The sequence below is a fragment of the Halorubrum depositum genome (genome assembly GCF_007671725.1).
GTDB lineage: Archaea > Halobacteriota > Halobacteria > Halobacteriales > Haloferacaceae > Halorubrum > Halorubrum depositum.
The window spans coordinates 214,996-239,185 of the sequence record NZ_VCNM01000002.1 but is presented as its reverse complement, the minus strand read 5'-3'; the positions used below and the strand labels follow the sequence as shown (position 1 = coordinate 239,185).

Here is a 24,190-nt window from a genome sequence, read left to right as displayed (position 1 = left end):
CGGCGATGGGGAGGGTGACCTCGCGAACGCCCGACCCGCGTCTGACGGGCGTCGTTCGACAACGAACGCTTAATAGGCGCGCTCGTGACCGTATCTCATATGAACGCGGCTCCACAGGAGATCACGTCGCTCGTCGGTCGTGAGGTGTACTCGAACAACGGCGTCTTCGTCGGGGAGATCGAGGACGTGCGCCTCGATCTGGACGCGCGGTCGGTGACCGGGCTCGCGCTCGCGGAGCTCAATCACGAGCTGTTCGCCGGGCGCGTCGACGGGAACACGGGCGTCATCGTCCCCTACCGATGGGTCCGCGCCGTCGGCGACGTCGTGCTGATCAACGACGTCATCGAACGGCTCGACACCGGGAGCGAGGAGGACGAGGAAGTCGAGATCGGCCAGTCCGCGTAGCTATTCAAAAGGGGAGCGCGTCGCGGAGGCTGGTGAGGAAGCCGCCGCCCTCCCGGCGCTTGCGGTCGAACACCGGGTAGAGGGCGTCGAGGAATTCGGTCTCGTTCTTGAACTCGGTCTGGGGTACCTGTTCCAGCGCCTCGGAGAGGCGGATCGTCCGTCCCTTGGCGTCGTACGGGATCGCGCCGTCGTCGAGCGCGTCGACGATCTCCTCGCCGGTCGCGGGAAACGAGACGCCGGCCTCCTCGACCCGCTCGTCGAGCACGGCGATGCCGAACTCGATCGCGTCGGGCTCGGAGGAACCGCCGCCGCCGGGTGGGCGTGCTGCCATCGGCGGTGAGTACTCGCTCGGTCCTTTTTAAACCCATGCTCGCGCCGCGTCCGCTCGTCGACCCGCTCCGGAAGCCGCTCCCGGGCGGCTCACTCCGGGATCGACTCCTCGGGCGGCGCCGCGTCGACCACGGCGAGCCCCATCCCGTCGCCCGAGCGGTCGAACGCGGCGACGCTCTCGTCGTCGTACGGGGGGACGGCGACGAGCACGACGGCGGCGAGGTCGTCCGTCTTCGACACGCCGAGGAACCCGTCCGGGTGCGAGAGGAACCGCGCTCCGCCGTGACCCGCCGGGGTGCCGAGGTCGACGCCGAACACCGCGTTCACCGACCCGCCGACGTCCGGCGTGAAATGCGTCAACACGGGCGTCTCCGGGTCGAGACCGGTGTCGGTCTCGAAGTCGCCGGCGCGCGTGGCCGACAGCCTGAGGTTCGTCTCGCCCGGGTCGCGCTCGGCGGCGCGTTCGAGGAGCACCGTCAACAGGTCGCGCGTGACGTGGATCACGCTCAGATCCCGATCGCCGACCGGAGCGTCTTCGCGTAGAGCCCCGGCGCCTTCCCCCGCGAGTTCGAGAGCGCGTCCTCGACCGCGATCGCCGCGCCGTCGAGCACGCCGACGCCGTGCCCGACCAGCACGCGGTCCGGGTCACGGCCCGAGAGCGCAGCCGTCGGCGGCGTCAGCCGGAGCATCGGGTGGACGCCGATCCGCTCGCGGTCGCCGCGGAAGTACGACGAGGTGCCGAGCGACTCCGGGACGATCAGGGTCTCGCCGTCGAAGAACCCGGCCTCCTGCCACGGCGGCAGCGAGGAGTCGCGGACCCGGAACGCCTCGAAGCCGGTGTCGGCCAGCCGATCGCCGAACCGCTCGACCGGCGCGTCGAGGTCGCTCGCGACGCCCGTCATCCACTCGGGGACCCACACCGAGACGCCGTGGCGGGTCGCGATCGCGGCGCTGTCCCGCTTGTGGCGGTCGAGCCCGACGACGACGCCGGCCACATCGCCGAGCTCCGCGAGCAGGTCGTCGAGCTCGGGGGCGTCGACCGGGTCGAACACCCAGACGTCGTCGGCGTCGCTCTCCTCGTTCGGCACCGCGACCGCGTGGCTCGCGCGCTCCATCGCCTCCTCGGGATACGCGATCCAGCCGACGCCGCCGTCGAACCGGTCGATCTCGTGAAGCTCCGCCTCGCCGTCGCCTTTCATTCCCATACGAATCCATTCGGCCCGGATCCCTTTCAACCCCTCTCCGGCGGCGATGCCCTCGGACGCGCTCCCGGCGCGGTCGACGGCGAGCGCTCGGCTTCGGGCGTATAGCGCCGCGCGACCGGCTCCGGGCGGTGCCGACCGAGTCACCGTCGCCCGAACGCCGTCGCGAGCGCGTGCGCCGCGCCGATCGCGGCCAGCCAACAGGCCGCGAACGCGACCGCGGCGGCGACGAGGGGTGCCCAGTTCGGCAGCGCGACCGCGCCGGGCGGGAGCGGATCCGTCCCGGCGGCCGGCGCGACCGGCGCGACCAGCCCGGCAACCGCGGCGAGGACCGCCATCGCCTCGCCGAACGCGGAGACGACCCCGACGATCCCGCCCGCGGCGGGTCGCGGGCCGGACGCGCTCGGTCCGGCGCGTCGTCCCGAGCGCGCCGGCGTTCCGCCACCGCCGCGTTTCGGGCGGTCTTCCGATCCCTCCGGATCGCGGTCGCGGCGGCGCGCCCTCGGCGGTTCCCGCGGTCGTCGCTCGCGAAGTCGCACGGGTGCGCTGGCCGCGTAACCTCGCTTAAACCTCCGGACCGACCGCGGACTGCCGACGACTCAGGGCTTTTGCCCCGAGCCCGCGTAGGAGGGGTATGTCCACCCGCGAGCCGAGCTACCGAACGCTCCGCCTGTTGTGCGCGAACGGCGCCGGCATGGTCGGGTTCCTGCTGGCGTACGCGGTGGGTCGGGAGTTCGCGCTCGCGCTCGTCGCGGGGCTCGTCGTCGCCGCCATCGGCTACGTCGCGTCGAGCGCGGTCGCCGAGTACGCGGGGGCGTGACGGGCCGAAGACGGAACGGTTAACATGTCGGATCAGGTGTACACTTACGAATGACAGGTGGGGACCCGGACGGATCGACGTCGGTCGCGGCCGCGGGAAGCTCTCCGGACCGGATCCGAGTCCTCCTCGTCGACGACGAGCCGGGGTTCGCGGACACCGCGGCGTCGCTCGTCGAGGCGCGCGACGACCGGTTCGACGTGACGCCCGAGACCGATCCGACCGAGGCGCTGACCGCGGTCGAGTCGGGGACGTTCGACTGCGTCGTCAGCGACTACGAGATGTCCGGGGGCGACGGGATCGAACTCCTCAGAACCGTTCGCGAGCGCTGCGGAGACCTCCCGTTCGTGCTGTTCACCGGTCGCGGGTCCGAGCGGGTGGCGAGCGAGGCGGTCGCCGCGGGCGCCGACGCGTACCTCCCGAAGAACGGCGTCGACGAACCCTACGCGACGCTCGCGTCGCGGATCGCGGGCGCCGTGTCGGAGGCGCGAACCGACCGACGGCTCGCGGAGCACCTCGACCGGATGACGGACGCGTTCTGCGGGATCGACGGCGAGTGGCGTCTCACGTACCTCAACGAGCGGGCCAAGGAGATGCTCGAGCGCGACGCCGCCGACCTCCTCGGCGACCCGATCTGGGAGCGGTTCCCCGGCGTCCGCGGGACGGTCCTCGAGGAGGAGCTCCGGACGGCGATGGCGGAGGGTGAGCCCCGCGAGTTCGAGTACCGCTTCGACGCGCTCGGCGCCGACCTCGCTATCAGCGTCTACCCCTCGGCGACGGGACTCTCCGTCTACTTCCGCGACGTGACCGAGGAGAAGGAGCGCGAGCGCGAGCTCCGCGAGCTCTCCGAGCGGCTCCGGCTCGCGGTCGAGGGAGCCGACGTCGGCGTCTGGGACTGGGACCTCCGCACCGACGAGGTCCGGTTCGACGAGCGGTGGGCCGCGATGCTGGGCTACGACCGCTCCGAGATCTCCTTCGAGCTCTCGGAGTGGGAGGACCGCGTCCACCCGGACGACATCGACGGGGCGTGGTCGGCGCTGGAGGCGCACTTCGCCGGCGAGACCGAGCACTACCAGTGCGACCACCGGATGCGATCGAAGTCCGGCGAGTGGCGGTGGATCCGGGACCGGGGCCGCGTCGTCGAGCGCGACGAGGACGGGGAGCCGGTGCGCGCCGTGGGGATCCACATCGACGTGACGGCGGAGAAGGAGCGCGAGCGCGACCTCGAACGCTACCGGCGGCTGGTCGACGACCTCCCCGACTCGGTGGCCGTCTACGACGCCGACGGGCGCTTCGAGCTCGTCAACGACCGCATCGCCGACGTGTACGAGACGTCCCGCGAGGAGTTGGTCGGTCGGCGGAGCCGGCTGATCGACCGGATCCGCGAGACCCGCGACGGCGACCCGTTCGCGGCGCTCGTCGACGGCGACCTCGCGACGCTCACGGGGACGACCGACCTCGACTTCCCCGGTCGACCGGAGACGATCGTCGACTTCGGACTGCGCCGCCTCGTCATCGACGGCGAGTTCGACGGCGTCCTGGGGATCTCGCGGGACGTGACCGAGCAGCGGCGTCGCCAGCGCCGCCTCGAACGCACCTCGGCGCGGCTGGAGGCGCTCTACGACGGCTCCCCCGACATGATCGACATCCACGACGAAACGGGGGAGATACTCGACGTGAACCGAGCGATGACGACGGAGCTCGGCTACGACCGCGAGGCGCTGTCCGGGATGAAGGTGTGGGACGTCGACCGGGAGATGGACCCCGACGAGGCCGTCGAGATGTGGAAGGAGATCGAGATGGACGAGACCATCCGCCTGGAGACGACGTTCGCGCGGGCCGACGGAACGACGTTCCCCGCCGAGGTCCACGTGCGCCGGATAGACGTCCACGGCGAGGATCGGTTCCTCGCCACGAGCCGTGATATCTCGGAACGGAAGGCGTACGAGCGCAGGATCGAGCGCGAGAACGAGCGGCTCGACGAGTTCGCCTCCATCGTCTCGCACGACCTCCGGAACCCCCTCAACGTGCTCTCCGGCTACCTCCGGCTCGCCAGGGAGACGGGCGAGGAGTCCTACTTCGATCGCTGTGATCGGGCGCTCGACGAGATGGAGCGGCTGATCGAGGACGTCCTCACGCTCGCCAGACAGGGCGACGCCGTGGGGCCGGTCGAGCCGGTCGCCGTCGACGAGCTGGCGGACCGGTACGACGCGGGCGAGTTCGAGCCGCTCGGGGGCGCCGCGTCCGGCGGGGACGGGGGCCACGCGAACGCTCTCGACGTCTCCTTCGAGGTTACCGGAGCGGTGCTCGCGGACCGCGACCGCCTGAAGCGACTCCTGGAGAACCTCTTTCGGAACAGCGCGGAACACGGCGGGGGGCGGGTCGTCGTCGGAGACCTCGACGACGGCTTCTACGTCGCCGACGACGGGCCGGGGATCCCCGAGGAGCGCCGCGAGGAGGTGTTCGAGAACGGGCGCACGACCTCCGAGACCGGTACCGGGTTCGGGCTCGCGATCGTGGAGCGCATCGCCGGGGCCCACGGCTGGACGGTCACGCTGACCGAGAGCGAGTCGGGCGGGGCGCGCTTCGAGTTCCGCGGGGTCGATCTCGTCGACGGCGCCGACGAGGTCGGCTCGCCGTAGGCGTTCCTACGAGTGCGGCGAGAAGCGAAAACGGGTCGCGGTCGGCGGTTCCTCAGAACGCGCCGGGGTAGACGCTGATGTCGGCGTGGAGCCCCTCGCGCAGCGCGCTGTGGACGTGACAGATCCCCTCGGCGCGCTCGGCGATCTCGGACGCGGTCTCGTCGTCGAGGTCGGCCTCGACGTGGACGTCGAAGGCGATGGCCTCCAGGTCGTCGTCGTCGTCGAGATCGGCGCTCGCGTCGATCTGGATCTTCCCGAGGTCCTCCTCGCCGCGCTGGCTCCCGCCCACGCGGAATGCGGGGAGGTAACAGGAGGCGTACGTCGCGACGAGCGCGGCGTTCGGGTTCGGTCCCGTCTCGTCGGTCGCGTCGATCTGCAGGTCGAAGTCGCCGACCTGACTCGTGCAGGCGTACCCTTCCTCGGAGACGGTCGACGTCTGGATGTCAGACATACGCGTCGACAGAGGGCTCGCCGCGGCCTAAAGGTTGCCATCAATCACGTTCGCACCGGCGGAATCCTCGAAAAAACGGAACGCGGCCGATCGACCGGCTACGACTCCAGCACGTACGTCTCGTCGCCCTCGAGGACGACGGGCTCGGCGGCGGCGCCCGCGGCCTTCACCTCGTTGACGAACTCCCGCGTCTCGATCTCGATCGGTCCGAACGTGTCGTAATGCATCGGGAACACCACGTCGGCGCCCACCCAGTCGGCGGCGATGCCGGCGCCCGCTGGCCCCATCGTGAAGTGGTCGCCGGCGGGGAGCGCGGCGGCGTCCGGCTCCAGGTACGGGGCGATCACGTCGACCATCTCGGACATCAGCGCGGTGTCGCCCGCGTGGTAGAACGTCGTGCAGTCGGGGTCGGACTCCTGGGTCGGCTTCTTGTCCCCGATGACGAAGCCGGTCGGCATCCCGCCGGAGGTGCCGTACCCGGTGTCGATCCCGTTCGAGTGGTCCGCGCGGACCATCGTCACCCACGCGTCGCCGCACTCGACGGTGCCGCCGATGTTCATCCCGCCGGCGGGGAGCGTGTGCTCGTGGCCGAACGTGTCCTGGACGTAGCCGGTGAGCTCCGGGGTGGCGACGACGGTCGCGCCCTCGAAGCGGTCGGCGTCGGCGATGTGGTCCGTGTGTCCGTGGGTCAAGAGGAGGTAGTCGGGGTCGAGCTCCTCCGGGTCGACGTCGGTCTTCGGGTTGTCGAAGTACGGATCGATCAGGAGCTCCGTGTCGTCGACGACGACGTGCCACGTCGAGTGACCGTGCCAGGTGAGTTCCATGGTTCGTCTGGATCCTCTCGGCGAACAGTAATAAAAGCCGACGCCGCGGAAGACGGGCCTGCGGTCGTGGCGACGCGACGGCGGGCCACCGGCGACGAGACGCGATCGCGGCCCGGGCGAGCGAGACGGCGGCGAAAGCGATTAACCGTCCCGGGCGTCTACGGGATGGAGATGCCCTCCACGACCAGCGGCCCCGCCGACCCGCCGTCGGTCTGTCCGTCGTGCGACGCGTCGCTCCCGTCCGACGCGAGCTTCTGTCCGGACTGCGGCGCCGACGTCGGCGGCCGATCCGCGCACTGCCCGGACTGCGGCGACCGGTTCGAACCGGACGACCGGTTCTGCTCGAACTGCGGCGCGTCCCGCCCCGACGCCGACGGCGAGAGCGAGCGGGCGTTCCGTCGCCGCGTCCGGGACCACCTCGACGCCGGGTGGGAGATCGAGCGCGACGACGGCGACCGCGTCACCGTCGTCGACAGGGAGATCGGCTCGGTGGGCGTCCACGTCCTCCTTTTGCTGTTCACGGGCGGCGTCGGGAACCTGCTGTACGGCTGGTGGCACTACTCGAAGCTGGCCGAGCGGCGCCGGCTGGTTCGGGGCGACTCGACGCGGGTCCGCGCCCCCTCGCGCTCCGAGCGCAGTCGGCGGCTCGGAACGGTCTCCGCGTACCTCCTGAGCGGGCTGCTGCTGGCCGTCGGCGGCTGGATCGGCTTTTTCGCCTTCGAGGTCGCCTCCCTGCCCGTCGCGCTCGTCGGACTGGCGTTCGCCCTCCTCGGCGCGGGCGCGGCGCCGCCGGCCCAAGAGCGCCTACAGCGTCGCCACCGGGTCACCGCGTTCGGCCGACTGAAGACGGTCGACCACCGAGTGGTCCGCCCGCCGGAGTCCGTCGACGACCCGTGCGTCGTCTGCGGCGAGCCCTTCGAGCGCGGAGTCGTCAGTCGACGGCGCGACGAGACGGTCGTGGCGGGCGTGCCGGTCCGTACACACGCGGTCCGTCACAACCACTACTGCGCGGACTGCGCCCGCGAGGAGCTGTTCGGCGGATCCGCCGGGGAGGGGCCCGACCTCGATGCGGTCGGACCGGGCCTCGATGCACCCGACACCGGCTCCGGCGACCGGGAGCACCCCACCGAGCTCTCGGAGTCGGCGGACCGCGAAGGGGAGTGACGCGGCCGGCGCCGTCCGGCAACCCTTTTTAAGACCCCGCCCGATCGCTCGCACATGCACCACGCACGGTTCCGCGATCCGGCCGGCTCGATCCGCGAAGGCACGTACGACCCCGCGACCGACACCGTCGCCTTCGGCGGCGACGAGTACGCGCTCGACGACTCCGCGATCGACGTGCTCCCGCCGACGGACCCCACGAAGATCGTCTGTATCGGACGCAACTACGCCGACCACGCGGCCGAGCTCGGCAACGACGTGCCGGACCGCCCGCTCCTCTTCCTGAAGCCGCCGAACGCGCTGGCGAGCCACGGCGACACGGTCACCGTCCCCGAGGGGAAAGACCGGATCGACTGGGAGGCGGAGCTGGCGGTCGTGATCGGCGAGCAGTGCAAGGCCGTCGACGCCGACGACGCGATGGACGTCGTCGCCGGCTTCACCTGCATGAACGACGTCTCGAACCGCGACGACCAGAACCGCGAGCAGAACTGGGTGCGCGGGAAGGCGTTCGACAACGCCGCGCCGCTCGGGCCCGTGATGGCGACCCCGGACGAGGTCCCCGCGGACGCGAGCGTCGAGCTCCGGGTGAACGGCGAGACGAAGCAGTCGAGCGACCGCGAACACCTCATCTTCGACGTGCCGACCCTGATCGAGGAGATCACGACGTACCTCACGCTGGAGGCCGGCGACGTGATCGCGACCGGGACGCCGGAGGGCGTGGGCGCGCTCTCCGACGGCGACACGGTCGAGGTCGAGATCGAAGGCGTCGGGACCCTCGAACACGACGTGCGCGTCCCCTGACCGGCGGACGGAACTCGCACCGTCCGGCGCTCCCTGCGGCCCGGTCGCACACCGGGTTTCCGGTGAACGCGCGGGCGACGCATCCGGTGAACGCGCGGGCTACGTGCTCGCGGAATCGGTGGCGCGGGGCCGCCGTCGACGCCGTCCCGTTCAACCACCCTTAAGAGCGCCCGTCCCGGACGAACGGGCATGCAACCACGCGATCTCTCGGACCACTCGCCGTACGTCCCGGGCCGGGGCGTCGAGGAGGTCGCCCGCGAGCGCGGGATCGACCCCGACGACCTGATCAAGCTCTCCTCGAACGAGAACCCGCACGGCCCGAGCCCGGCGGCGGTCGAGGCGATCCGCGAGCACGCCGACCGCGTCCACCAGTACCCGAAGTCCTCGCACACCGACCTCACCGCGAAGATCGCCGAGAAGTGGGGCGTGACGACCGAGCAGGTGTGGGTCTCGCCCGGCGCCGACGGCTCGATCGACTACCTCGCGCGGGCCGCGCTGGAACCGGGCGACGAGGTCCTCGTCCCGGCGCCCGGCTTCGCCTACTACGGGATGTCGGCCCGGTACCACCACGGCGAGGTGACGGAGTACGACCTCTCCCCGGCCGACGGCTTCGCGCAGGACGCCGAGACGGTCCTGAGCGCGTACGGCGGCGAACGGATCGTCTACGTCACCTCCCCGCACAACCCCTCGGGGTCGACGATGCCGCTGGACGAGGTCGAGGCGATCGCGGACGCGACCGCCGAGGAGACGCTCGTCGTCGTGGACGAGGCGTACGGCGAGTTCGCCGACGTCGACAGCGCGATCCCCCTCGTCGACGAGCGCGACGACGTAGCGGTGCTCCGGACGTTCTCGAAGGCGTACGGGCTCGCGGGGCTCCGGATCGGGTACAGCGTCGTCCCCGAGGCGTGGGGCGAGGCGTACGCCCGGGTGAACACCCCGTTCGCCGCGAACGAGCTCGCCTGCCGGGCCGCGCTCGCCGCCCTCGACGACGAGGGACACGTCGAGGAGTCGATCGAGACGGCCCGCTGGGCCCGCGAGTACATCGTGGACGAGCTCGACGCACCGACCGTCGAGTCGGCCGGCAACTTCGTGCTCGCCGAGGTCGGCGACGCGGAGCGGGTCGCCGACGCGGCCCAGGAGCGCGGCGTGATCATCCGCGACTGCACCTCGTTCGGGCTGCCGAACCACGTCCGGATCTCGACCGGGACCCGCGAGGAGACCCGAGAGGCGATCGACCGGCTCAACGAGACGCTCGCCGACCTCGGGCTCGGTGTTCGGGCGTGAGCGGGGAGTCGTCGACGGAGGGCGGAGACGCCGCCGCCCACCGGGACGCCGATTCGGACCCCGACCCGACCCGCGTCGCCGTCACCGGCACCCCCGGAACCGGTAAGTCGACCGCGACCGCCTTGCTCGAAGACGAATACGACGTGATCCACCTCAACGACCTGATAAAGGACGACGACGCGCTCTGGACCGAGCGCGACGCCGACCGCGACACCCTCGTCGCCGACCTCGACGCGGTGCGGGAACACCTCGGCGACTGGACCGGCGTCCTCGACTCCCACCTCGCGCACCGGTTCGACGTCGACCGCGTCGTCGTCTTGCGCTGTCACCCGGAGACGGTCGAGACGCGGCTCCGCGAGCGCGGGGAGCCGGACGCGACGGCAGAGGAAAACGCGGAGAGCGAGGCGCTCGACGTGATCCTCTCGGAGGCCGTCGCGGAACACGGGACGGAGAACGTGTACGAGATCGACACGACGGACCGCGACCCTCAAGCCGTGGCCGACGAGATCCGCGCCGCGATCGAGGGCGAGCGCGGCCCGAGCGCCGGCACCGTCGACTTCATCGAATATATATGACCCGCGACGGTCGGGACGGTAGATGACCCTCGACCAGTACCGCTCGGTGGCGGACCGGCTGCTCGGCCCGTGGGTGCGCGCCGCGGCCCGGCTCGGGCTCTCGCCAGACCAGGTGAGCGTCCTCGCGTTCGGCGTGGCGGTCGCGGCCGCGGGCGCGTTCGCGGTCGGCGAGCCGCTGTTTTACGCCGTCGGCGCGGTCTGCGTCCTGCTCAACGGCTGGCTCGACCTCGTCGACGGCGCGCTCGCCCGTCACCTGGCGGTCTCCTCGGACGGCGGCGACCTCCTCGACCACGTGCTCGACCGGTACGCCGACATCGCGATCATCGCGGGGTTCACGGTCGGGATCGAGGCGTACGCCCTCGGCTTCCTCGCCGTCACCGGCGTCCTGATGACTTCGTACATGGGCACCCAGATCCAGGCGGTCGGCATCGGCCGCGAGTACGGGGGACTCCTGGGCCGGGCGGATCGGCTCGCGCTGATGGGAGCCGTCGGCCTCGTCGCCGCCGTCTACGCGGCGCCGGTCGTCGCCGGGCTCAACGTCGTCGGCCTCCTGCTCGCGCTGTTCGCCGCGGTCGGCCACCTCACCGCGGTCCAGCGGTTCCTCGGCGCGTGGTCCGATTTATAAGTCGGATCACGGTGTTGCTGTCAGTGATTTATAAGTCGCCGGCGACGCTGCGGTGAACACGTCCAAAGCCCCAGTCGCGCTCGGCTCCCACAGCTCGCTGCGGTCCTCAGTCGGTCGCTCACGCTCCCTCCTTGCGGTCCTTGCGTCGCTGGGGTTCGCCGAGCGCGACTGCCCCTTTGAGTCCCGCCCCGCACAGCACCGCAACCGAACCCCACGCCTCCCCAGCCTCGTCGCTGGCGGCGACAGCCGCCAGCGACTCCCTCGCACCGTCGGCTCGCGGCCCTCTGGGCCGCTCACCGGGGCGCGCCACCGCAGTGTCATTTATATACGACCACCGCCGTGCCCGTGCCGATCGAGACCAGAAGAGAACGTCTCACCTACGGACACGTACGACAGAAACGAGAAGGGCGATTACGGCCGCGTCGCCTTCGCGAACCACGTCTCCGGGTTCTGTCGCTTGACGCGGAAGCTCGGGAGCGCGTCGGCGTCGACCAGGTCGAGCAGGAATTCCCGGACGGGCGCCGGGTCGCGGTCGCTCACGACGAGACACTCCTCGCCGGCGTCGAGTTCGCGGAACCGCTCTGCGACGCGCTCCTTTCGGGTCCCCGGATCGAGGCCCCGGAGATCGACGGCGTCCTCGGGCGGGTCGACGGTCCAGACCTCTTCGTACCGCTCGTCAACCGCGCCCGCGAGCGCGTCGGCGCCCTCGGGGAGCGCGTCGGTCGACGGAGCCGGCGTCGACTGCATCTCCGGATCGAACGGGAGCTCGGCGAGCACCGGCAGACCGAGCGCCTCGATCGGGTCGTCGCCGCCGAACAGGTCGTGGGGAGTGCCGCACTCGTCGCAGACGAACTCCCCCATGTTCGAGACGACGCCGAGGACGGGCACCTCGTTCTCCTCGAACAGCTCCAGCGCGCGGGCGGTGTCGGAGACCGCCGCGTGGAACGGCGTCGTGACGAGGACGACGCCGTCGACGGGCACCTCCTGGAGGGTGGTCAGCGCCACGTCGCCGGTCCCCGGCGGCATGTCGACGACGACGGTGTCGGGGTCGCTCCAGGCGACCGTCTCGAACAGGTCCGAGAGCGCGTCGTGGGCCATCGCGCCCCGCCACGCGAGCGGGCCGTCGCCGGAGAGCAGCCCCACGCTCATCACTTCCAGCCCGCCGACGTCGATCGGAACGGGGTTCCCGTCGTCGTCGCTGTAGACGGGGCCGCCCGCGTCGACCACTTCGGGGACGTTGGGGCCGTAGATGTCGGCGTCGAACAGCCCGACGGCGGGGTCGACACCTCCCCCGGCGTCGCCGTCTCCGGCCGCCAACGCGCACGCCAGCGTCGTCGCCACCGTCGTCTTGCCGACGCCGCCCTTCGTGCTCGCGACCGCGATCACCCTGTCTGCGGCCCCGATCCCCGACTCCCGGCCGTCGAGGTCCGGGCTCGGATCGACCTGCTCGACCCGAACGTCGGAGACGCCGGAGACGTCGGCGGCGGCCCGCACCATGGCCGCCGACACCCGCTCGGCCGCGTCGGGGGGAAACTCGCGCAGGTCGGCCTCGATCGCGACCGTGCCGTCGTCGATCGAGAGGTCCTCGACGACGCCGGCCTCGAACGCGCTCACCTCCGCGTCGGGGTCGCGGACCTTTCGGAGCGCGGCCTCGACGTCGTCGGTCGAGAGGCCCGAACCGTCGGCGTCCGTACTCTCTCCGTCTTCCGGTCGGTTCTCGGGGGTCGATTCGTCCGCGGTCGGTCGGTCGGTGGTGGAATCGGTCATCTGAGATTTCCTCGGGTATCGGCGCGGGGATGGGGGGTGATCACAGGTCTGGCCGCCGGTTGAGCGTGCTCTCGCCCGGGAGGGCGGCGCTGTCGTTCTCGGTGCCGCCGCTGAACTGGCGCCTGAACTTCCCCGGGTCGGCGTCGAGCGCCCGCGCGGCGGTGCTGCGAACGACCCGTGGCTCCGACTCGTCGGCGGCGACCGTCTCGAGCCGCTCGGTCGCGCGCTCGTCGTCGACGCCGGCGAGCAGGTGGACGGCCCACTCTCGGAGCCGCTCGCTCTCCGCTCGCGAGCGGTCGAGCAACACAGGGAGCAGGGCCTCGCCGCGGAGCTTGAACAGCGACACCATCGCGTTCCTGACGACCGCGTGGTGGCCGTCGTCGAGCGCGGCCTCGATCGCGTCGGCGTTGGCGGCCCGGTCGATCCGGTCGAGCGCGACGACGGCCTCGGCGCGGACCCACGGATCGTCGTCCGCGAGCGTCTCGGTCGCGGCCGCGCTCGCCCGGTCTCCGCCGAGCTGACCGAGCGCCTCGACCGCGAACTGGCGCACGTCGGCGTCCTCGTCCGCGAGACCCCGCTCGACGAGCGCGTCGACGACGGCGTCGCTCCGACGCCCCTCACCGAGCGCCAGCGCCGCCCGGCGCCGCTCGACCGGGTCGCCGTCCGCGAGCGTCGCGATCTTCTCCGCGGCCTCGGTCCCGCGGAGCGGCGCGGTGTCCGTCGCCTGAAGCTCGCGCTGTGAGGCCTCGCCGACGGTGACGTCGCGGTCCACCTCGATGTCCTCGAGCCCGTCCGGGTTGTCGCCGAACCCCGGGCTCTCCTCGGGATGCACGCGGGGGTCGGTGGGGCCGTCGGTCGCCTCGTCCGGGTCTCTCATCGGGAGCTCACCTCCGCGGTCGCGAGCAGGTCAGCCGGGTCGACCGCGACGAGCACGGCGCCGAGAGACGCCGCGAGCGCGGCGGTCGGCGCGGCCGGGACGCCGGCGACGAGCAGCACTCCCGCCCCCAGCGCGAGCGACCGGTCGCCGTCCCGGAGGCCGGCGACCAGGGCCGCGACGCCGCCGAACGCCGCCGTCGCGGCGAGCAGGTGGGGGCTCCCCACGACGCCGAACCCGGCGAGCAGCGCGCTCCCGGTCACGTACGGCGCGGCGGCGCTCGCGGCGGCGACGCAGAGGAAGCCGCCCGCTCCCGCGAGCAGCGCGAGGCGGTCCGTCTCCGCGAGGGCGGCGAGAAGCGTCGCCGCGAGGAGGAACGCGACGGAGCCGGCCTCGCGGACGCCGGCTCCGAGCCCCCACGCCGTTCCGACGAGCGAGAGCCCGATCGCGGCCGGAAACGCCGCGGCGACGACGCGTCGCCGGAGCTCCACGTAGGTCGTCGGCCGCCACAGGGCGTGCGCGAGGGCGACGGCGGCGCCGGCGGGAACCGCGACCGCCGCCGCGACGGCCGCGGCGTCGGAGGCAGTCGCGAGCGCCCCGAACACCGCCGCGAAGAGGAGCCCGACGCGGACGCCGGAGCGGCGCGACGCGAGCGCGAGCGTCCCGAGCGCCGCCCCGACGCCGAGCAGGGCGACCGCGTTCGCGGCCGGTATCGCGCGGGTCGGGACCTCGACCGGAGCGAACGGCGCGTTGTACGCGATCCGGATCGCGGTCGACGCGGCGACGGCGGCCGCCGCCGTCACGAGGACGACGAGGAGTCGCCCGTCGAGCGGGGCGTCCCGCGCTCGGCGCTCGGCCGTCGCGTCCTCGGTCGCGTTCGAGGACGGACCGCTCACGGCCTCGGCGTCGTCGCGGTCGGACTCGACGGCCACGGTCGACGCAGTCACGCGCCCTCACCCCCGTCGCCGTCGGACTCCGCGCCGCTTCCCGCGCCGACGTCGAGCCGGGCCGCAAGGTCCGAGACGTCGGCCGCGACGAACTCCGCGAGGAACGCGGCGAGCCGACCGTACACGCCGGTCCCCGGCTCGGAATCGAGCGCGTCGTCGAGCCCGCCGGCGAGCACCGAGAGGTGGCGGTCGTGGAAGTCGAGCCGCGCGCGGTCGTAGCCGTCCCCGTCGCCTTCGGTCGCCGCGGCGAGCCGGCAGAGGTACCCCGCGAACTCCAGCTCCAGCCGGAGGTTGTCGTGGTGGCGGCGCTCGTCGCCGCCGATCTCGCAGCCGAAGTGCTCGTACGCCCGCGCCAGGTCGAGGTTCACGTCGTTCCACGAGGCGTCGGACCGGTAGGTCGACTCGTACAGCGACGCCGGCGGGCCCTGGTTCTCGACCGTCCCGTCCGTCCCGTCGATCACCTCGGAGTAGCCGACGACGAACAGGTCGTTGTACCGGGCCGCGAGGGTCTCGCGGTCGTCGTCGACCGTCAGGTCCGGGGGGTCGACGTCGAGCCCCGACCGCTCGACGAGCGTCGCCATCGCGCGGTCGACGGAGCCGTCGGCGAACTCCTCGTGCGGCTCCGGCGTCGGCTCGTCGAAGGCGCTCGCGAGGAGCCCGTAGACCGCCCCGCGGGCGCCCGTCTCGGCGTCGACGGCCTCGTCCGGGGCGCGACGGTCGGGGTTCTCCGACCCCTCGAACTCGCCGTCGCGTTCGGCGGTCGATTCGGACACGGTCACTCACCCCTCGTCCGGCGGATCCCCTCGACGGTCACGAGCGTGGTGAACACGACGGCGACCCCCGCGACGGTCCAGAGGAGTATCTCGTAGGGGGCACCGGTGTCGTCGGTGAACGAGAGGTAGAACCACTCGCTCGCGGCCTTCCGCCCGGACCGCTCGCCGTTCGAGCCCTCCCAGACCGCGAACGCCACGTTCGTGTCCGCCTCGGTGGTGAGGTCGGTGACGTTCGCGCGGTCGCTCGGGAGCGGCCGGGAGAACACCACCGTCCACCGACCGTCCTCGTGGGTCGCCGCCGTCCGGACCGCCGACCCGTTCATCTCTGTCGTGCTCCCCGGGCCGCCGGCGAGCAGGGACTCCGACGCGCCGGCGCCGTTCCAGTACCAGACGTTCACCGGGTTCTCCGTCGACCCCATCGCGAGCGGCGGTCGATCCGTCGGCGCAGCCGGGAACTGGACCGCGGCGGCGTCGGCGAACTCACGGATCCCGTCGGTCGAGGCGTTGGCGGTCGGGTCCGACCACGACACCCGGAGGAACAGCCGTTCGTCGGTCCGAACGGCCTTCACGCGAGCGGCCTCGACCGCCGTCTCCGAGCCCTGCGGGACCGCCGCGCCCGCGCTGGTCATCGGCATCTCCACGGTCTCCGCCGATCCCCACGCGGATCCGGTCGGTTCGGCCAGATCGGCCGGGTCTCCCCGCCGGTCGACCGGTATCTCGTAGGCACCCTGCGCGTCGGCGAGCGCCGGGAACGCCGCGGTCGCGGCCACGAGGGCGACCGCGATCGCTGCCGCGAGCGCGAGGTCTCGGGACGTGACGCCTCGGAACACGAGGCGTCGATCACCGGTCCCGTCGGCGTCGTCCTCACGCCGCATCGTCGAACACCTCCAGCCGGTACTGGTCGTCGTTGTTCACGGTCGAGAGGATCTCCATGAGCTCGCTCTCCACGCCGCGCTCCGCCCGCTCCCGCTCGCGGGTGATCGTGTTGAGCGCCTCCTCCACCTGCGGGCCGAACAGCTCCTCGAGGTAGTTCAGCGGGATGCGATCGGCGTCGACCGTCTCGCCGTCATCGCCGGTCTGCGGCGGCGCGTACGGCGGGATGTAGTAAACGTTCGGCTCGGTCCGGTACTCGGGGTGGAGCCGGAGCGCGACCTCGTACTCGTTCACGAGCTTGTGGATCGGCCCGCCCTCGTCGTCGAGGAACCCGACGTGCCGGAGCTGCGGCGGGCAGTCCTCGGCGCAGGACGGGGGACGGACCTCGCCTTCCGGCCCCTCTCCCTCGATCCGGGGGTAACAGAAGATGCACTTCTCGCTCGTCTTCGTCTGCGCGTTGTAGAACACCTTCTTGTAGGGACACCCCTCGACGCAGTAGCGGTAGCCGCGACAGCGGTCCTGGTCGATCAAGACGATCCCGTCCTCCTCGCGCTTGTATATCGCGGAGCGCGGACAGGCCTCGACGCAGGAGGGGTGCGTGCAGTGGTTGCAGATTCGGGGGAGGTAGAAGTAGTAGGAGTTCGGGTACTCGCCGGCCCCCTCGTCCTCGTCCCAGTTCGGCCCCCAGTCGGCGTTCTCCATGGGGCGGAGGGGCTCGTCGCTGCCCTCGTACATGATCGCCTCGTGGTTGAACTCCCACGGGCGGCCGTACGCCTCTTCGTCGGGGAGCTCGCCCGGCGTCCGCTCCTGCCCCTCGTCGTCCCAGCCGCCGCCGAGCTCCTCCCAGTCGCGCGGGTAGCCCGCGCCGGGCTTCGTCTCGACGTTGTTCCAGTACATGTACTCGCGGCCGCCCGACTCGGTCCAGTTGGTCTTGCAGGCGATCGTGCACGTCTGACAGCCGATACACTTGTTCAGGTCCATCACCATCGCGACCTGGTGGTCGACGCCCTCGGCGATCGGGACGTTCCCGTCGTCGGTCTGGGCCGCTCGTCCCTCGTCGCCGACTCGCCCCGTCCCGTCGTCGTCGGTCTTGCTCATCGGTCACCACCCCCGAGCAGGTCGGTCACGCGATCGAGCGGTCCGCGAGCGGTCTCGTCCGCGTCGCCGTCGGAACGCTCGCCGCCGTCGACCGCGCCGCCCGCGACCGATTCGGCTCCTCCCTCGACGGGCTCCACCTCGACGCGCACGTCGCTGTTCACGCCGGTCGGGCCCCAGTAATTCGGGAAGAAGTGGAGGTGCTCGCCCGAGTCCTCCGGGTACTGGACGAGCTGCGTCGGCTTCATGTACATCGGCACGAGCGAGTTGAAGTTGTTCCGGTCGGGGTACTGGAACCGCTCCCAGCTGAAGAAGTGCCTGGCGGTGCCGGGCTCCCCGCTCGGGTAGATCTTCGCCTGCACCTCGACCGAGTCCAGGTCGTTGTACACCCGCACGGTGTCGCCGTCCTCGATGCCGCGCTCCTCGGCGTCGTCGGGGTTGAGGTAGACGGTCGGCTCGCCGCGCTGGAGCCGGAGCATCTTCGTGTCGTCGCGCCACGTCGAGTGGATCGACCACCGGCTGTGCGGCGTGTTGTAGCTGAGCGGGTACTCCGACTTCTCCTGGAGGACCGGCGACTCCTTGTGCGTCGGGAGCTCCTCGCCCAGCTCTAAGAACCAGTCGTGGTCGATGTAGTACTGCTGGCGACCCGTGAACGTCGGCCACGGCTGCTTGTCCTGGACGTAGTCCTTCCACGGCGTGTACGCCTCCCCGTCCTCGATGTCGGAGGTCCAGTGGTCGCCGGCCGCGAGGAGTCGTCGCGGCTGTTCGTCGATGTCGTCGAACTCGATCCGCTCGGTCGTGTCGGACGGATTCGTCTCCTCGGAGTTCTCCAAGATGAACTCCGCGGCCGCCCGGTCCTCGGCGAGCGCGTCCGCCTCGCCGGTCTCCCAGTCGCGGACGTAGTCGTCGTGGACCGACTGGAGGTCGATCCGCCGGTCGAACTTCCGATCGTCGACCGGGCCGGCGTCGCGCGCTTCGGCGACCTCTTGGATCTTCTCGGCGAGCGCCCGGAATATCTCCCAGTCCGTCTTGGCCTCGCCGAGGGGTTCGACGGCCGGCGTGAACGGGTGCACGTACGTGTGCATGTCCGTCTCCGAGAGGTCGTGCTTCTCGTAGTGGCTCGCCGTCGGCAGGACGATGTCGCTGTTGAGCGCGGTCGAGTCCATCCGGAAGTTGACGTCGACGACCAGATCGAGCTTGGGCCACAGCTCCTCTTCGACCGCGACGTTGCCCTTGGCCTGGTTGAAGTAGTTCCCGCGCCAGACGAACATCACCCGCGGGTCCGGTCGCGAGCCGTCGTCGCGCTCGCTGGGGTACAGCGGCATCCACCCCTTCTCGACCGACTCGCGGATCCGCGCGGCGGTGTCCGGGTCCGTGTTCTCCATGATGCCGGCGTGGTAGTACGTCCACAGCGTCGTCGGCACCCCGCGCACGCTTCCGGTCGGGAACGAGAGGGTCTGCCAGCCGTTGTACGTCCAGATCTTCTCCTGGCCGACGTAGTGGTCGAGCCCGGTCCCCTGGCGGCCGAGGTTCCCGGTGAGCGTGACGAGGAGCTGGATCGCGCGGTTCCCGAGGTCGTTGTGGTACCAGTCGTTGACCCCCTTCCCGTGGATGATCTTCGCGCGGTCCGCGTCGGCGAACTCGCGGGCGATCTTCCGGTGAGTGAACTCTCCGACGCCGGTCAGCTCGTGCACCCGTTCGGGAGTGTACGCCGACAGCTCGTCGCGGAGGTTCAGCCAGACCGACCGCGTCTCGACGCTCCCGTCGTCGGTGTCGACCGTTCGTTCGGCAGCCAGCTCCGGATCGAAGTCGAGCGCGATGCTCGCGGACGCGTCGTGCTGGCCGTCGCGCCCGCCGAGCGAGCCGGGCGCCGCCCTGAGCCCGCCGTCGGCGTCCTGCATGACGAACACCTTCTCGGGGCGGTCGGCGTCGACGGAGAGCCCGGCGACCTCGCTCGCGCGGAGGAACTTCCCGGTGTCCTCGCGGACGAGCAGCGGCATGTCGGTCTGCTCTTTCAAGTGTCCCTCGTCGTACAGCCCCTCGTCGACGATGGTCCGAGCCATCCCGAGCGCGAGGGCCGTATCGGAGCCGGGGTCGGGGCCGATCCACTCGTCGCAGTGGATCGCCGTCTGGCTGTAGTCGGTGAAGATCCCGACCCGCTTCGCGCCGTCGTAGCCCGCCTCGAGGAAGTACTTCGCGTCGGGGATCCGCGTGACGTTGATGTTCGAGCCCCACGCGATGATGTAGTCGGCGTTGTACCAGTCCGCGCTCTCAGCGTTCTCAGTCTGGGTCCCCCACGTGATCGGCTGGCCCGGCGGGAGGTCGGAGTACCAGTCGTAAAACGAGTGGCTGACGCCGCCGAGCAGGTTGATAAGGCGGCTCCCGGAGGCGAACGAGACGGGGCTCATCGCGGGGATCGGCGTGAAGCCGCTTATCGCGTCGTACTCTTCGTCTTCGACCGCGTCGACGACCTCTTCGGCGATCTCGGTGAGCGCCTCGTCCCACGAGACCCGCTCCCACTTCCCCTCGCCCCGTTCCCCGGTCCGCCGGAGGGGATGGGTGACGCGGTGGTCAGCGTTCACGTAGTCGGTGAAGCAGGCCCCCTTCTGACACCCGCGGGGGTTCGGGTCGGGCAGCGACTCGTCGAACCGGGGGTAGTCGCCGGCCTGCTCCTCGCGCCACACCTGCCCGTTGCGGGTGTACACCTGCCAGGAGCAGCTCCCCGTGCAGTTCACGCTGTGGGTGGAGCGGGCCGTGTCGTCCCAGTCCCACTCCTCGCGGTAGAGGTCCTCCCAGTCTCGGTACGGGTAGTCGCCGATCGGGTCGTCGACGACCTCCAGCGCGTTCATCTCCGTGAGGTCCTGTGCGCTCCCCAGTCCGGTCGCGCCGACGGCGGCGGCCGCCCCGACTCCCTTCAGGAAGTCGCGACGGGCCGCGGCGACGTCGTCTCGCGTCTGTTCGTCCGTGGCGTCTGTCGTGTCAGTCATTGTTTGTCGATGAGTACGGTCGCGAGCCCGAACGCGGCGCCGAGGGCCGCGAGTGCCAGGCCCGTCGAGGTGCCGCCGCCCGCGTCGAGACCGGCGGCGATCAGCCCGACGCCGGCCAGTTTCGTCAGTCGGTCCGCCCACCGGTACCGGCGAGACGACAGCGAGAGCCTCGCGATGGGGGTCGAGTCAGTCATCGGCGACCCCCTCCGTGTCGCCGGGCGCGTCGCCGGATCCCGTCCCGCCGGAGCCGTCGTCGAACCCGCCGAGGGTCCAGTACGTGACGGTCCCGGCGGCGGCGGGGACGAGGACGAGGGCCGCGGTCAGGTAAGGCCGCAGCACGGCGGTCGACGTCCCGAGGATCTCCGCGAGGATGACGTCCATCCCCGCGACGGAGGCGACCATCACGAGCGTGACGCCGACGATTCCGACCGCGGTCGGGAACGGTCGGTCGAGGTAGTTCCGCGTGAAGTGCTCCGGCTCCTCGGCGCGGTCGACGAACGGCCAGACCACGACGGCGAGGAACACCAGGCTCGGCAGCAGCACGCCGCCCACGAACTCGGAGCTGACGTGGACGCCGAGGACGTCGAAGCTCAGCCACGAGGGGGTGAGCTTCAGGAATCCGTACCCCCACATCAGGAACCAGTCCGGCATGATGAGCGAGGGGGTCGACGCCGGGTCGTTCGGGCCGTACGCGGCGATGTTGTGGACGGGGAGGAACCCCGCGAGCAGCGAGAGCACGGCCATGGTGAGGAAGAAGACCATCGCGCTCACCGCTGTCTGGTTCGGGAACGCGGGGAGCCCGATCACGACGCTGTCGTCGTCGCGGTCGAGCACCGGTCGCCCCCCGTCAGCCGTGCCGGTCGCGTCGCTCGCCGATCCGGCGCCCGCCGGTCCGTCGCCTGCCGGACCGGCGTCCTGCGCCGGACGGGCGCTCTCGGCGGTTTCCCGACTCGCCGGCGCGACGTCGCCGTCGCGCTGGCCCTCGGTGTGTTTCTGCCGGAGCAGGATCGCCATGTGGACGGCGATGAGCCCGGCGATCGCGGCCGGGATGAGGAACACGTGGAGGAAGAACAGCCGGGGGATCGTCGCGCTCGTCGGAAACTGGCCGCCGAACACGATGCTCGCGACCGGGTCGCCCACGACGGGGATCGAGCTGGCGACGTTGTAGCCGATCCCGACCGCCGTGCTCGCGAACTCGTCGTACGGGAGCGAGTACCCCGTGTACGCGGCGAACATCGCCAGTCCGGCGAGCCCCGTCCCGACGACCCAGTTCGGCTCGCGGGGGTTGCGGTACGCGCCGGTGAAGAACACGCGGAGCATGTGGAGCGCGATGGCGGCGACGAACAGGTGCGCCGCCCAGTGGTGCATACGTCGCAGGAACATCCCGAACGGGACGTCGTAGGTGATGTTGAGCACGCTCTTGAACGCGGCCGGGACCTCCTCGCCCTGATAGCGGACGACGCTGCCGGCGTACTCGACGGGCGCCGTGCTCGGCTCGTAGAAGAACGCGAGGAAGGTGCCCGTCGACACGAGGATGACGAAACAGAACAGCGCCACCTCGCCGAGGAGGAACGAGTCCTCCGCCGGGAACGCTTTCCCGAGGAAGTCGCTCGCGTCGTCTACGTCGAGCCGGGAGTCGACCCAGTCGTAGACGTCTCGGGCCCGGTCGGACGCGGCGTCGGTCCGAGACATCACTCACCCCCCGCGCCGACGGGCCCCTGGAAGTCGCCGGTCGCGACGAGGTACCCGTCGCTCGACACCGTGATCGGGAGCTGCGGGAGCGACCGCGGCGGCGGTCCGCCGACGACCCGCGCCCCGGTCGTCGGATCGAAGCGGCCGGAGTGACACGGACAGACGAGCACGGTGCCGTCGCGGCCGTCGACCATGCAGCCGGCGTGGGTGCAGACCTTCGAGAAGGCGGCGTAGCCGCTGACGACGTACTCGTCGCGCACCTCGCTCGCGTACGCTGACTCCTCGAACCGGACCAGGAGGGTCGGCGCGTCCTCGATCCCCGGCCGCGGCTCCGGGAACACGGTGAGCAGTTCGCCCGGGGAGAGGCGGTCCTCTCCGACCCGCTCGCCCGCAGCGTCGACGAGCGGGACCCCGTCGGTGTACACCGGGCCCTGGTACTTGCGGTCGAAGACGCGCGTCAGCCCGGCGACCGGCGCGGCGAGACTGCCGACCGCGGTGATCCCGCCCACGGTCGCGAGCAGCTTCGCGTAGTCGCGCCGCTCGAGCTCGGCCCGCGCGTCCCGCCAGAACGACTCGTAGATGGTGGGGTCGACCGCGATCCCGTCGTCTCCCTCGGGACAGGCGTCACAGCGGTCGCCGCTCTCGGGGAGGGCGCGTCCGTCGGAACCGTCGGAGTCGCCGCCCTCGTGCCCCTCTCGCCCGTCGCGGTCGGGGGCGGTCGCGTCACCGGTCATCCGTGATCCCTCCGCTCGGCGACCTCGACGTGGGGCATGAACCAGGCGTAGTAGGAGACGGTCGAACCGAGGAGGGACATGAACAGCCCGAACGCGTAGAGGCCGAAGTACTGGGTGCGCGCCAGCGTCAGGTACTCGGCGGTGAACAGCGCGGCGAAGACGATGGCGAGGACGGTGAGCCCGCCCATCGCCACGAGCCCCTCGATTGCGTCGCTGGCGTCCTTGTACTCCACGACCCACCGGTCGTCCGTCTCCAGCCACGGGAAGGTGAGCCCGTCCGACCGCTCGGAGGGCCGGGCGCGGGCCGCGCCCCCGTCGGTGGCGGCCGAGTCGGGGGCGCCGCCTCCCTGCTCGTCGGGACGCGCCGCGCGGTTCATGAAGCGGTGGAAGAAGGCCACGGCGCCGAGCAGCGCCAGCAGCGCGACCCAGACGATGACGCCGACTTGGCTCGGCGAGAGCTTCGTCGGCGCGTCGACGATGCCCTCGAGTGGTTGCATCTCGCTGACGCTCTGATCGATCCTGATATCCTCCGACGACGGCTCCCCGTGCATCCCGACGTACCAGGTCGGGAGCAGCACGGCGAGCACGACGAGGAGAACGACGGCCGTTCGTCGGTCCATGGTGTGAAGTGTGGGTGAATCAGTCTCTTGGCGGTCCGGGGAGATCCCGGCGACCGCGACGCCGGTTCTCCCGTGACGGTACCTCGCGGCCGGTCGGGGTCGAGACTCGCGCCCGCCGTTCCGCGCCCGGGGGAGTCCGGGCGGTGTCGCTTCGGCGCGGTTCGAGCGAGGCGACCCCGCCCGTGAAAGAGTCCCGCCCTGGTCGGGGTGTGCGTGTCGGTAATATGTACATATCTCTACGCCGGAAACGGGGAAACGGCTACTCCCGAACTGTTCGGCGGTTTAAATACGGTCGTCGGAGAACACCGCCGGAGCACCGTCTCGGTCGCGACCCGCATCGGCGGCTCGCACGACGAGGTGGCAAAAAGCGTGGACACGGTCGCCGGACCGAACGGTCGGCCCGGCCGAGGGATCAACTTAAAAGCGTCCGGCCGGAACGAGGGGGTATGCCGACCTTCGAACTGAACCTCTCGGACGACGTCTACGCGGAGTTCCAGCAGCTCGCCGACCAGGAGTTCGTCTCCGAGGAACAGGCCGCCGAGGACCTGATCGCCTCCGGCATCGAGGCGTACAACGTGAGCGTCGTCGACGACGAACCGCGCGACGAGATGCTCGACGGCGCGGAGAACAACATGTTCGACACCGCCGAGGACCCCGGTAGCCTCGAAGACGACCGACTGTAGGCGGGCCCGCTTTTCCGCCGCTCACCGC

Annotated in this window: 26 protein-coding genes; 9 read left to right on the top strand and 17 right to left on the bottom strand. The window is 71.2% G+C overall.

Going from position 1 to position 24,190, the window contains the following annotated elements; genetic code table 11:
- The first annotated feature begins 99 nt into the window (after positions 1–99).
- Positions 100–405, top strand: coding sequence for a PRC-barrel domain-containing protein (locus FGM06_RS08700; protein WP_144798872.1), 306 nt, complete (start codon positions 100–102; stop codon positions 403–405).
- Positions 406–409: 4 nt separating this feature from the next.
- Here the strand turns inward: FGM06_RS08700 and FGM06_RS08695 are convergent, their stop codons facing one another.
- The 4 genes from FGM06_RS08695 to FGM06_RS08680 form a co-directional block, all read right to left on the bottom strand.
- Positions 410–736: a DUF5789 family protein gene (locus FGM06_RS08695; protein ID WP_144798871.1), complete on the bottom strand. Its 327-nt coding sequence runs from the start codon at positions 734–736 to the stop codon at positions 410–412.
- A gap of 89 nt (positions 737–825) precedes the next feature.
- Entirely contained in the window at positions 826–1,239 is a 414-nt protein-coding gene (locus FGM06_RS08690) for an MPN domain-containing protein (protein ID WP_144798870.1), read from the bottom strand.
- A gap of 2 nt (positions 1,240–1,241) precedes the next feature.
- A complete protein-coding gene (locus tag FGM06_RS08685) occupies positions 1,242–1,934 on the bottom strand; it encodes a hypothetical protein (protein ID WP_144799926.1) in 693 nt (230 codons plus the stop codon).
- 146 nt (positions 1,935–2,080) lie between these two features.
- Positions 2,081–2,476, bottom strand: a complete 396-nt coding sequence (locus FGM06_RS08680) for a hypothetical protein (RefSeq protein WP_144798869.1) — start codon at positions 2,474–2,476, stop codon at positions 2,081–2,083.
- Between the two features lie 95 nt (positions 2,477–2,571).
- On the opposite strand from FGM06_RS08680, the gene FGM06_RS08675 reads away from it, so the two are divergent.
- Together FGM06_RS08675 and FGM06_RS08670 are read left to right on the top strand one after the other, a co-directional pair.
- Positions 2,572–2,757 (top strand): hypothetical protein, encoded by a 186-nt coding sequence (locus FGM06_RS08675; protein ID WP_144798868.1) that lies wholly within the window; start codon positions 2,572–2,574, stop codon positions 2,755–2,757.
- Positions 2,758–2,807: 50 nt separating this feature from the next.
- Complete coding sequence (locus tag FGM06_RS08670) at positions 2,808–5,396, top strand: PAS domain S-box protein (protein WP_144798867.1); 2,589 nt, start codon at positions 2,808–2,810, stop codon at positions 5,394–5,396.
- 52 nt (positions 5,397–5,448) lie between these two features.
- Here the strand turns inward: FGM06_RS08670 and FGM06_RS08665 are convergent, their stop codons facing one another.
- Both FGM06_RS08665 and FGM06_RS08660 read right to left on the bottom strand, forming a co-directional pair.
- Positions 5,449–5,847 (bottom strand): OsmC family protein, encoded by a 399-nt coding sequence (locus FGM06_RS08665; RefSeq protein WP_144798866.1) that lies wholly within the window; start codon positions 5,845–5,847, stop codon positions 5,449–5,451.
- A gap of 98 nt (positions 5,848–5,945) precedes the next feature.
- Complete coding sequence (locus FGM06_RS08660; RefSeq protein WP_144798865.1) at positions 5,946–6,671, bottom strand: metal-dependent hydrolase; 726 nt, start codon at positions 6,669–6,671, stop codon at positions 5,946–5,948.
- Between the two features lie 171 nt (positions 6,672–6,842).
- Between FGM06_RS08660 and FGM06_RS08655 the strand changes: the two genes are divergently transcribed.
- From FGM06_RS08655 to FGM06_RS08635, 5 genes are all read left to right on the top strand, one after another.
- Complete coding sequence (locus FGM06_RS08655; protein WP_144798864.1) at positions 6,843–7,835, top strand: zinc ribbon domain-containing protein; 993 nt, start codon at positions 6,843–6,845, stop codon at positions 7,833–7,835.
- 54 nt (positions 7,836–7,889) lie between these two features.
- On the top strand, positions 7,890–8,633 hold the full coding sequence (locus tag FGM06_RS08650) for a fumarylacetoacetate hydrolase family protein (RefSeq protein ID WP_144798863.1): 744 nt from the start codon (positions 7,890–7,892) through the stop codon (positions 8,631–8,633).
- 189 nt (positions 8,634–8,822) lie between these two features.
- Positions 8,823–9,917, top strand: a complete 1,095-nt coding sequence (gene hisC / locus FGM06_RS08645) for a histidinol-phosphate transaminase (protein WP_144798862.1) — start codon at positions 8,823–8,825, stop codon at positions 9,915–9,917.
- On the top strand, positions 9,914–10,492 hold the full coding sequence (locus tag FGM06_RS08640) for an adenylate kinase family protein (RefSeq protein WP_144798861.1): 579 nt from the start codon (positions 9,914–9,916) through the stop codon (positions 10,490–10,492). The genes hisC and FGM06_RS08640 overlap by 4 nt, the downstream gene beginning before the upstream one ends.
- A gap of 22 nt (positions 10,493–10,514) precedes the next feature.
- Positions 10,515–11,117: a CDP-alcohol phosphatidyltransferase family protein gene (locus FGM06_RS08635; protein WP_144798860.1), complete on the top strand. Its 603-nt coding sequence runs from the start codon at positions 10,515–10,517 to the stop codon at positions 11,115–11,117.
- Between the two features lie 411 nt (positions 11,118–11,528).
- Here FGM06_RS08635 and FGM06_RS08630 read toward each other — a convergent pair whose 3' ends face one another.
- Genes FGM06_RS08630 through FGM06_RS08580 form a run of 11 tightly spaced genes read right to left on the bottom strand, consistent with a single transcriptional unit; the run spans position 11,529 to position 23,479 of the window.
- Positions 11,529–12,884 carry a P-loop NTPase gene (locus FGM06_RS08630; protein WP_144798859.1) on the bottom strand — a complete coding sequence of 452 codons (1,356 nt, stop codon included), beginning with the start codon at positions 12,882–12,884 and terminating at the stop codon, positions 11,529–11,531.
- A gap of 40 nt (positions 12,885–12,924) precedes the next feature.
- On the bottom strand, positions 12,925–13,761 hold the full coding sequence (locus FGM06_RS08625) for a HEAT repeat domain-containing protein (RefSeq protein ID WP_144798858.1): 837 nt from the start codon (positions 13,759–13,761) through the stop codon (positions 12,925–12,927).
- Positions 13,758–14,705, bottom strand: coding sequence for a phosphate ABC transporter permease (locus FGM06_RS08620; RefSeq protein WP_144798857.1), 948 nt, complete (start codon positions 14,703–14,705; stop codon positions 13,758–13,760). Before FGM06_RS08620 ends, FGM06_RS08625 begins: the two co-directional genes overlap by 4 nt.
- On the bottom strand, positions 14,702–15,484 hold the full coding sequence (locus FGM06_RS08615) for a molecular chaperone TorD family protein (protein ID WP_394348617.1): 783 nt from the start codon (positions 15,482–15,484) through the stop codon (positions 14,702–14,704). The genes FGM06_RS08620 and FGM06_RS08615 overlap by 4 nt, the downstream gene beginning before the upstream one ends.
- On the bottom strand, positions 15,481–16,353 hold the full coding sequence (locus tag FGM06_RS08610; protein ID WP_144798856.1) for an ethylbenzene dehydrogenase-related protein: 873 nt from the start codon (positions 16,351–16,353) through the stop codon (positions 15,481–15,483). The genes FGM06_RS08615 and FGM06_RS08610 overlap by 4 nt, the downstream gene beginning before the upstream one ends.
- On the bottom strand, positions 16,343–17,449 hold the full coding sequence (narH, locus tag FGM06_RS08605) for a nitrate reductase subunit beta (protein ID WP_241662554.1): 1,107 nt from the start codon (positions 17,447–17,449) through the stop codon (positions 16,343–16,345). Before narH ends, FGM06_RS08610 begins: the two co-directional genes overlap by 11 nt.
- Positions 17,446–20,433 (bottom strand): nitrate reductase subunit alpha, encoded by a 2,988-nt coding sequence (locus FGM06_RS08600; protein WP_144798855.1) that lies wholly within the window; start codon positions 20,431–20,433, stop codon positions 17,446–17,448. Before FGM06_RS08600 ends, narH begins: the two co-directional genes overlap by 4 nt.
- Positions 20,430–20,627 carry a hypothetical protein gene (locus FGM06_RS08595; RefSeq protein WP_144798854.1) on the bottom strand — a complete coding sequence of 66 codons (198 nt, stop codon included), beginning with the start codon at positions 20,625–20,627 and terminating at the stop codon, positions 20,430–20,432. The genes FGM06_RS08600 and FGM06_RS08595 overlap by 4 nt, the downstream gene beginning before the upstream one ends.
- Positions 20,620–22,125 carry a cytochrome b gene (locus tag FGM06_RS08590; protein ID WP_144798851.1) on the bottom strand — a complete coding sequence of 502 codons (1,506 nt, stop codon included), beginning with the start codon at positions 22,123–22,125 and terminating at the stop codon, positions 20,620–20,622. The genes FGM06_RS08595 and FGM06_RS08590 overlap by 8 nt, the downstream gene beginning before the upstream one ends.
- Complete coding sequence (locus tag FGM06_RS08585) at positions 22,125–22,859, bottom strand: QcrA and Rieske domain-containing protein (protein WP_144798849.1); 735 nt, start codon at positions 22,857–22,859, stop codon at positions 22,125–22,127. The genes FGM06_RS08590 and FGM06_RS08585 overlap by 1 nt, the downstream gene beginning before the upstream one ends.
- Positions 22,856–23,479 (bottom strand): hypothetical protein, encoded by a 624-nt coding sequence (locus FGM06_RS08580; RefSeq protein ID WP_144798847.1) that lies wholly within the window; start codon positions 23,477–23,479, stop codon positions 22,856–22,858. The genes FGM06_RS08585 and FGM06_RS08580 overlap by 4 nt, the downstream gene beginning before the upstream one ends.
- Positions 23,480–23,925: 446 nt before the next feature.
- Here FGM06_RS08580 and FGM06_RS08575 point away from each other — a divergent pair, with 446 nt between their 5' ends.
- The gene (locus FGM06_RS08575) at positions 23,926–24,162 is read left to right on the top strand and encodes a hypothetical protein (RefSeq protein ID WP_092566076.1); all 237 of its coding nucleotides are present in this window, start codon (positions 23,926–23,928) and stop codon (positions 24,160–24,162) included.
- The last annotated feature ends 28 nt before the right edge of the window (positions 24,163–24,190 follow it).

Bases quoted from the DNA above. Each gene is read 5' to 3' on its own strand.
- FGM06_RS08700 (WP_144798872.1), top strand. From the start codon at position 100: ATGAACGCGGCTCCACAGGAGATCACGTCGCTCGTCGGTCGTGAGGTG.
- FGM06_RS08695 (WP_144798871.1), bottom strand. From the start codon at position 736: ATGGCAGCACGCCCACCCGGCGGCGGCGGTTCCTCCGAGCCCGACGCG.
- FGM06_RS08685 (WP_144799926.1), bottom strand. From the start codon at position 1,934: ATGAAAGGCGACGGCGAGGCGGAGCTTCACGAGATCGACCGGTTCGAC.
- FGM06_RS08675 (WP_144798868.1), top strand. From the start codon at position 2,572: ATGTCCACCCGCGAGCCGAGCTACCGAACGCTCCGCCTGTTGTGCGCG.
- FGM06_RS08670 (WP_144798867.1), top strand. From the start codon at position 2,808: ATGACAGGTGGGGACCCGGACGGATCGACGTCGGTCGCGGCCGCGGGA.
- FGM06_RS08665 (WP_144798866.1), bottom strand. From the start codon at position 5,847: ATGTCTGACATCCAGACGTCGACCGTCTCCGAGGAAGGGTACGCCTGC.
- FGM06_RS08660 (WP_144798865.1), bottom strand. From the start codon at position 6,671: ATGGAACTCACCTGGCACGGTCACTCGACGTGGCACGTCGTCGTCGAC.
- FGM06_RS08655 (WP_144798864.1), top strand. From the start codon at position 6,843: ATGCCCTCCACGACCAGCGGCCCCGCCGACCCGCCGTCGGTCTGTCCG.
- FGM06_RS08650 (WP_144798863.1), top strand. From the start codon at position 7,890: ATGCACCACGCACGGTTCCGCGATCCGGCCGGCTCGATCCGCGAAGGC.
- hisC (WP_144798862.1), top strand. From the start codon at position 8,823: ATGCAACCACGCGATCTCTCGGACCACTCGCCGTACGTCCCGGGCCGG.
- FGM06_RS08635 (WP_144798860.1), top strand. From the start codon at position 10,515: ATGACCCTCGACCAGTACCGCTCGGTGGCGGACCGGCTGCTCGGCCCG.
- FGM06_RS08630 (WP_144798859.1), bottom strand. From the start codon at position 12,884: ATGACCGATTCCACCACCGACCGACCGACCGCGGACGAATCGACCCCC.
- FGM06_RS08625 (WP_144798858.1), bottom strand. From the start codon at position 13,761: ATGAGAGACCCGGACGAGGCGACCGACGGCCCCACCGACCCCCGCGTG.
- FGM06_RS08610 (WP_144798856.1), bottom strand. From the start codon at position 16,353: ATGCGGCGTGAGGACGACGCCGACGGGACCGGTGATCGACGCCTCGTG.
- narH (WP_241662554.1), bottom strand. From the start codon at position 17,449: ATGAGCAAGACCGACGACGACGGGACGGGGCGAGTCGGCGACGAGGGA.
- FGM06_RS08600 (WP_144798855.1), bottom strand. From the start codon at position 20,433: ATGACTGACACGACAGACGCCACGGACGAACAGACGCGAGACGACGTC.
- FGM06_RS08595 (WP_144798854.1), bottom strand. From the start codon at position 20,627: ATGACTGACTCGACCCCCATCGCGAGGCTCTCGCTGTCGTCTCGCCGG.
- FGM06_RS08590 (WP_144798851.1), bottom strand. From the start codon at position 22,125: ATGTCTCGGACCGACGCCGCGTCCGACCGGGCCCGAGACGTCTACGAC.
- FGM06_RS08585 (WP_144798849.1), bottom strand. From the start codon at position 22,859: ATGACCGGTGACGCGACCGCCCCCGACCGCGACGGGCGAGAGGGGCAC.
- FGM06_RS08580 (WP_144798847.1), bottom strand. From the start codon at position 23,479: ATGGACCGACGAACGGCCGTCGTTCTCCTCGTCGTGCTCGCCGTGCTG.
- FGM06_RS08575 (WP_092566076.1), top strand. From the start codon at position 23,926: ATGCCGACCTTCGAACTGAACCTCTCGGACGACGTCTACGCGGAGTTC.